The sequence below is a fragment of the Conyzicola sp. genome, assembly GCF_057073975.1.
Window position 1 is genome coordinate 1 of record NZ_JBXMIS010000039.1, and the last position, 7,049, is coordinate 7,049.

Annotated in this window: 6 protein-coding genes; 1 reads left to right on the plus strand and 5 read right to left on the minus strand. The window is 64.2% G+C overall.

The genetic code is table 11. The features are described 5' to 3' along the window. The 5 genes from AC14A7_RS03600 to mmsA form a co-directional block, all read right to left on the minus strand. The coding region (locus AC14A7_RS03600; RefSeq protein WP_484006517.1) for a class II aldolase/adducin family protein at positions 1–499 on the minus strand (499 nt) is incomplete at its 3' end. 220 nt (positions 500–719) lie between these two features. After that, a complete protein-coding gene (locus AC14A7_RS03605; protein ID WP_484006518.1) occupies positions 720–1,736 on the minus strand; it encodes a LacI family DNA-binding transcriptional regulator in 1,017 nt (338 codons plus the stop codon). A 169-nt stretch (positions 1,737–1,905) separates the two neighbouring features. After that, positions 1,906–2,997 (minus strand): substrate-binding domain-containing protein, encoded by a 1,092-nt coding sequence (locus AC14A7_RS03610; protein ID WP_484006519.1) that lies wholly within the window; start codon positions 2,995–2,997, stop codon positions 1,906–1,908. Between the two features lie 46 nt (positions 2,998–3,043). Beyond that, positions 3,044–4,399, minus strand: a complete 1,356-nt coding sequence (gene mmsB, locus AC14A7_RS03615; protein ID WP_484006520.1) for a multiple monosaccharide ABC transporter permease — start codon at positions 4,397–4,399, stop codon at positions 3,044–3,046. Beyond that, positions 4,396–5,952 carry a multiple monosaccharide ABC transporter ATP-binding protein gene (mmsA, locus tag AC14A7_RS03620; protein ID WP_484006521.1) on the minus strand — a complete coding sequence of 519 codons (1,557 nt, stop codon included), beginning with the start codon at positions 5,950–5,952 and terminating at the stop codon, positions 4,396–4,398. Before mmsA ends, mmsB begins: the two co-directional genes overlap by 4 nt. 309 nt (positions 5,953–6,261) lie before the next feature. On the opposite strand from mmsA, the gene AC14A7_RS03625 reads away from it, so the two are divergent. Continuing rightward, the coding region (locus tag AC14A7_RS03625) for an ROK family transcriptional regulator (protein WP_484006522.1) at positions 6,262–7,049 on the plus strand (788 nt) is incomplete at its 3' end.

Genomic DNA, 7,049 nt, shown 5'->3' on the forward strand with positions numbered 1-7,049 from the left:
CCCGCGACCGGTGCCCCGACAGGGTCGCCACGATCGCCCGCCCGATCGAGTCATCGCCGATGATCGCGAACGGGCCAACCGGGATCTCCCCGCCGAACTCGTCGGCCATCGCCGTGATCACACACGGAATCGCCTCCCCGCGCGCCGCCCACGCCGTCGCGTAGGTCGAGTGCGTGTGCACCACCCCGCCAACGGATGGCATGTTGCGGTACACGTACGCGTGCGCCGCCGTGTCACTCGACGGCGAGCGGTCCCATCCCGGAGTGTTGGGGATGACGTTGCCGTCGAGGTCGCAGAGGATCTGGTTCTCTGGCGAGATGTCCTCGTACGGCACCCCGCTCGGCTTGATGACGAACAGGTCGGCGCCGGGAACACGGGCAGAGACGTTGCCGCCGGTCCAGACGACGAGGCCGTAATGCACCAGCTCGTTGTGCAGCAGTGCCACCTGCTCACGAGTACGAGCGATCGCCACCTGCACCTCTGGTGCAAACTCGCTCACGATGCGCTCCTAGCGCGATCGTGGCTGCGTGGCTGTGTCACGGTGGTTGACCTCGTTGTCGTTGCTGAAAATTCGCGGTGGAATGTGACCGTTCACATCCACGTCGTTAGATTACATGCGAAACGGTCACATGTGTCAAGCCAGCAACCAAACCGTGATCAATCAGAGACAAAGAATGCCGGAAACATGCGGATTTGACCCGCGGATGAGGGGGGAACGCTCAGATCGAGCGGGTCGACGAGCGCACGACAAGCTCTGCCGGAATGGACTCGTGCGTCAGCTCGGTCTCGCCATGCAGTTCTGCGATGAGCAGTGCGACCGCCCGACGGCCGACCTCGGCGAAGTTCTGGCGAATCGTGGTCAGGGGCGGGGCGAAGTGCGCGGCCTCCGGAATGTCGTCGAACCCGACGACGCTGATATCGCCCGGCACGTCGAGACCGCTGTCGCGGCACGCGTGCAGGAACCCGAGGGCCATCTGGTCGTTGCCGGCGAAGACCGCGGTGAAGTCCCGGTAGCGCAGCAGCTCGAGGCCGGCGTAGTAGCCGAAGTGGGCGCTCCAGTCGCCGAGGATCGGGGCGCGCACTCGCAGGTCGGCCGCGATGATCTCGTCGAGGAAGCCCTGCATTCGGGCCTCTGCCTCGATCCAGTGCTGCGGACCCGAGATGTGGATGATCTCGGTGTGGCCGAGGTCGATGAGGTACCGGGTGGCCAGCCGCGCGCCGGCGATCTGGTCGACAGAAAGGCTGTGGCGCGGGTCGCGACCCGTGGATTCCAGGGTCACGAAGGGGATGTTGACCGACATCTCGTTGATGGCGTCGAACACCCGCACCTGCGGCGCGATGACGATGAGCGCCTCGACCGACTGGCTGAGCAGGTAGTCGAGGCCGTTCTTGATCGAGGCGTAGTCTGACGAGCCGATGCTCGTGATGCTCAGCCGGTATCCCGACTCCCTCGCCGCCTGCTCGATCGCGTTGATCGCCGTCGCCGGCCCGTAGTGCGCCTTGGCATCGGCCGAGAGAACGCCGATGGTGCGCGACCGGCTCGTGACGAGGGCGCGAGCGGCCTGGTTGGGGCGGTAGCCGAGCTGGCGAATCGCGTCGTTGACGCGCTCCTTCGTGCTCTCCTTGATGTTCGCGCTGTCGTTGAGCACCCGCGAGACGGTCTGGTACGAGACACCGGCGAGCGCGGCAACGTCGCGGATGTTGGGGGCACGGCCCCGATCCGGTTCAGTCACCACTGCTCAATCCCAACCTCGTTGTGGAAAGTGGAAACGTTCACAAAGTGAGCGCCGGTTGCCATTATGCCGCTCCGCGGCCCTCCCCACATCTCACCGGGGAGCGCAGAAGGCCGGCCGGGGCGAACCCCGACCGGCCTCGTGCTAGGTGGTACTGCGTTTAGAGCTGGTGCTACTTGGTGAGAGCGAGGAGAGCCTCGTTCTCTGCGTACGCCTCAGCTGCGTTGTCCTTCGTCACGACGACCGGTGCGAGGAGGTACGAGGGAACGACCTTCACGCCGTTGTCGTACGACTCGGTGTCGTTGACCTCTGGCTTGTCACCAGCAGCAAGGGTCTCGACCATCTCGATCGCCTTGGCGACGAGAGCACGGGTGTCCTTGTAGATGGTCATGTACTGCTCGCCAGCCATGATCGACTTGACCGACTCGACCTCGGAGTCCTGGCCCGTGACGATCGGCAGCGGCTTGCCAGCGGCGGTCACCGAGGTGATGATCGCGCGAGCGAGGGTGTCGTTCGGCGAGAGCACACCGTCAAGGTCGGTGCTGAGGTAGTTCGCGGCCAGCAGGGTGTCTGCACGGCTCTGAGCGTTCTCGGCCTTCCAGCCCTGGGTGACGACCTGGTCGAACTCGGTCTGGCCAGAGACGACGTTGAGCGTGCCATCGTCGATCTTCGGCTGGAGAACGCTCATCGCGCCGTCGAAGAAGACTCCGGCGTTGTTGTCGTCGGGCGAACCGGCGAACAGCTCGATGTTGTAGGTGTCCTTGTCCGGGAACTTCGCGGCAAGACCATCGAGCAGCGCCTGGCCCTGCAGCTCGCCAACCTTGAAGTTGTCGAACGCGAGGTAGTAGTCAAGGGCCTCGGTGTTGAGGATGAGGCGGTCGTACGCAATGACGACTGCTCCGGCCTCGTGCGCTGCCTCGACCTGCGCAGACAGCTGTGCGCCGTCCTTCGCACCGATGATGATGACCTTGGCGCCGTTGGTGATCATCGACGAGATCTGGTTCTGCTGCTCGGCAACCGTGTTGCTGGCAGGCGCGTACTGCACGTCGCCCTTGAAGCCAGCAGCGTCAAGGCCGTCCTCGAAGAGGGCGCCCGCGAGCACCCAGTTCTCGCTGGTCTTGTCAGGAAGCGCGACACCGATGACGGAGCCTGCCTCGAAGCCGCCGTCGCCGCCTGCAGCGGGTGCCTCTTCACGCGGAGAGCAGCCCGACAGGACCAGCCCAGCCGTGACGACGAGAGTCGTCCCGATGATGAATTTCTTCATTGATATTCTCTTTCCTGGTGCATCTGTGGAATGGATACCGCTGTGTTTAGCCTTCGGGAGTCAGGTCCTTCGGCCGAACGGTATCCTGGGCCCCACCCGTAGGGGTGGGAGTCTTTGCATCCTGCGGAGCCGCAGGGGTGTCGTCAAACGGGCTTCTGCGGCTCCGCGTGAGCAGTCCGATGATCGACGGCCTGCCCTGGCGCTTCGAGTAGACGTCGATACCGACGGCAGCGAGCAGCACGAGACCCTTGATCATCTGGACGCTGTCGGCGCCGACGCTCAGCAGCGACAGGCCGTTGTTGAGGACCGCGATGACAAGGCCTCCGACGATGGAACCGACGATGGTTCCGATGCCGCCGGAGACGGCAGCGCCACCGATGAAGACGGCCGCGATCGCGTCGAGCTCCCAGCCGACGCCGTCGCCGGGTCCGGATGCGACAGCTCGGGAGATCCACATCATGCCGGCGATCGACGCGATGACCGACATGTTCCAGATCACGAAGAAGTTGACGCGACGGATGTTGACACCAGAGAGCTCTGCCGCCCGCCAGTTGCCGCCGACCGCGTAGATGTGCCGGCCGATGATCGTGTTGTTGGTGATGTACGAGTAGACGAGCACAAGCACGCCGAGGATGATGCCGGCGATCGGGTAGCTCGTGCCCACTCGCCCAGAGGCGAACAGCACGGTGGCGAGCACGACAACCCCGAGCAGCAGGGCGAGCTTGACCGTGAGCACCCACACCGGAGCGACCTCTGCACCCATGACGCGCTGGATGCGGCGTGCCCGGAACTCCTGCCACACGATGGCGACGCCGACGAGGGCGCCGAGGAGGAGGGTCGGGTTGCTGAAGCCGAAGTCGGGGCCGAAGTCGGGGATGTATCCGCCGCCGATGAACTTGAACTCCTGGGGAACCGGGATCGATGTCGAGTTGCCGACGAACTGGTTCGCTCCGCGGAAGAACAGCATGCCGGCAAGGGTCACGATGAAGGCCGGAACTCCGACGTAGGCGACCCACCATCCCTGCCACGCTCCGACGAGGCCGCCGACCACGAGGCCGAGCACCATGGCGAGCGGCCACGGCAGGTTCCACACGTACATGGACTGCGCCACGATGATGCCGACGAACGCCGCGACCGATCCGACAGAGAGGTCGATGTGGCCCGCGATGATCACCATCACCATGCCGATCGCGAGGATCAGCACGTAGGAGTTGCCGTTGACGATGTTGATGAGGTTCGCCGGGTTGAGCGTCTTGCCGCCCGTGAGGATCTGGAAGACCACGATGATGAAGATGAGGGCACCGAGGATGCCGAACTGGCGGGCGGAGGACTGGGCACCTCCGAAGATCAGGCGGAGGTCACGGAAGCCGCCGGTCTTCTTCTTGGTGGTCACGTCGGTCATCGGATCGCCGCTTTCTTGTCTGAGTTTCGGGTGGATTCGTTCTTGGTGGGTGCCGAGGTCATGCTGCGCATGAGGGTCTCCGGATCTGCCTTGTCGACCGGCAGGTCGTTGGTGATCTGGCCCTCGAAGATCGTGTAGATGCGGTCGGAGACGCCGAGCAGCTCTGGCAGCTCCGACGAGATGAGGATGACGCCCTTGCCCGCCGCGGCGAGGTCGCGGATGATTCCGTAGATCTCGGTCTTGGCTCCGACGTCGATGCCGCGAGTTGGCTCGTCGAGGATCAGCAGGTCTGGGTCGGTGAACATCCACTTCGCCAGGACGACCTTCTGCTGGTTGCCTCCAGAGAGCTTGTTGACTCCCTCGTCGACCGACGGCGTCTTGATGCGAAGGCTCTTGCGGTACTTCTCCGAGACCGTGTACTCCTTCGCCTTGTCGACGGTGCCGAAGCGGTTGGCGATCTTCTTGAGCTTCGCAGCCACGGTGGAGCGCTTGATGTCGTCGAGCAGGTTGAGTCCGAGAGCCTTGCGGTCCTCGCTCACGTAGGCCAGGCCGTGGTCGATGGCCTCCTGCACGGTGCGAAGGCGAATCTCCTTGCCGTCCTTGATGATGGTTCCCGACTCGTAGACACCGTAGGCGCGACCGAAGATGCTCATGGCGAGCTCGGTGCGACCGGCGCCCATGAGCCCGGCGAAGCCGACGACCTCGCCGCGACGCACGACGAAGCTCGAGTTCTTGACGACCATGCGCTCGGCGACGAGCGGGTGGCGCACATTCCAGTTCCTCACCTCGAAGAACACCTCGCCGATGTTCGTGGCGCGATCGGGGAATCGGTTGTCGAGGGTGCGACCGACCATGCCGCGGATGATGCGCTCCTCATCTACCCCGTCGTGCTCGACGTCGAGGGTCTCGATCGTCTTGCCGTCGCGGAGGATGGTGATCGAGTCGGAGATCTCCTCGATCTCGTTGAGCTTGTGGGAGATCATGATCGAGGTGATGCCCTTGCCCTTGAGGCCGCGCAGCAGGTCGAGCAGGTGCTGCGAGTCGGACTCGTTGAGGGCGGCGGTCGGCTCATCGAGGATGAGAAGCTTGACCGACTTGTTGAGCGCCTTGGCGATCTCGACGAGCTGCTGCTTGCCGACGCCGATGTTCTTGATGAGGGTGTCTGGATCCTCGTCGAGGCCGACGCGAGCCAGCAGCTCCTTGGCCCGGCTCTTGGCCTCGACCCAGTCGATGGAGCCGAACTTGGTCGGCTCGTTGCCCATGAAGATGTTCTCTGTGATCGAGAGAAGGGGAACGAGGGCGAGCTCCTGGTGGATGATCGCGATGCCGGCGTGCTCGCTCGACTTGATGTCCTTGAACCGCACCTCTGAGCCCTGGAAGACGATGCTGCCCTCGTAGGTGCCGTAGGGGTAGACGCCGGAGAGCACCTTCATGAGGGTGGACTTGCCCGCGCCGTTCTCACCGCAGATGGAGTGGATCTCGCCTGCCCGCACGGTGAGGTTGACGTTCTCGAGTGCCTTGACACCAGGGAACTCCTTGGTGATCGACCTCATCTCGAGAATCGTGGGGCTTGTTGGCGCCGCACTCTGCAAAAGCTGACCTCCTCGTCATGGGTCTATCCCGGCCGGGTCTTCACCCGCGCCGAGTCCGACGGTAACGCCCCATCGCGTTGGCGTCAACTAGTAAACCCAAGCGCGACCAAAACGTTAGATTTGAGGTCAAATACCCCCGTTTGCCGTCAAGTAATTAAGTCACGGAAACAACATATTGCCCCCGAAGAAGGCGTTCACCGTCGCCGGGATCCCCCGAACGGGATACCGCACCCGCGAGTTTCCGCGCCGGATGCCGTGTATCGTGTGCTTGTGACGAGCCGTCGCCCAACGCCGGGATCGCAGACTTCACTGCGCGAAGCCAACCGCGCCCGGATTGTTGACTCCCTCAAGCACCACGGGCACCTCACCCAGGTCGAACTCGCGGGTGCGACGGGGCTGTCGCCCGCAACGGTGTCGAACATCGTCAAAGAGCTCGCGGCATCCGGTGTTCTCCACACCACAGTGGGCTCGCGGAGCGGTCGACGGGCGATCGAGGTCACGCTGGCGCGGCAGCTCGGGCTCGTCGCCGGCCTGCACTTCTCTGCCCGCCACCTTCGAATCGCGATCTCCGATATCGGCAGAACGGTTGTCGCAGAGAACCACGTTCCCCTCGCGCTAGAGCACAAGTACGACCGCGAGCTCGATCGCGCTGCACTGCTGCTGAGCGACATGGTCGAGACGGTCAACGCCACCCTTGGCGACATCCTCGCCGTTGGCGTCGCGATTCCTGCCGCGGTCGAGATCGACACGGGCTTCATCTCCACCCCTGGACTCATGAAGGGGTGGAAGGGGGTGCCGGTCGCCGAGGAATTCGAGAACCGAATCCAGCGCCCCGTCTTCCTCGACAACGAGGCCAACCTCGGCGGGCTTGCCGAGCTGCGCGCCGGAGCAGCCCGCGGGTCGCGGGGTGCCGCCTATATCCGCGTCGGGCACAGCATCAGCGCCGGCCTTCTCTTCGACGGCCAGCTGTTTCGCGGGGTCACCGGCAAGGCCGGCCAGATCGGCCACGTGACCATCGACGAGAACGGCGCGATCTGCCGCTGCGGATCCCGCGGCTG

Coding starts and splice junctions, on each gene's coding strand:
- mmsB (WP_484006520.1), bottom strand. CDS start 4,399: ATGACCGACGTGACCACCAAGAAGAAGACCGGCGGCTTCCGTGACCTC.
- AC14A7_RS03610 (WP_484006519.1), bottom strand. CDS start 2,997: ATGAAGAAATTCATCATCGGGACGACTCTCGTCGTCACGGCTGGGCTG.
- mmsA (WP_484006521.1), bottom strand. CDS start 5,952: ATGAGGTCGATCACCAAGGAGTTCCCTGGTGTCAAGGCACTCGAGAAC.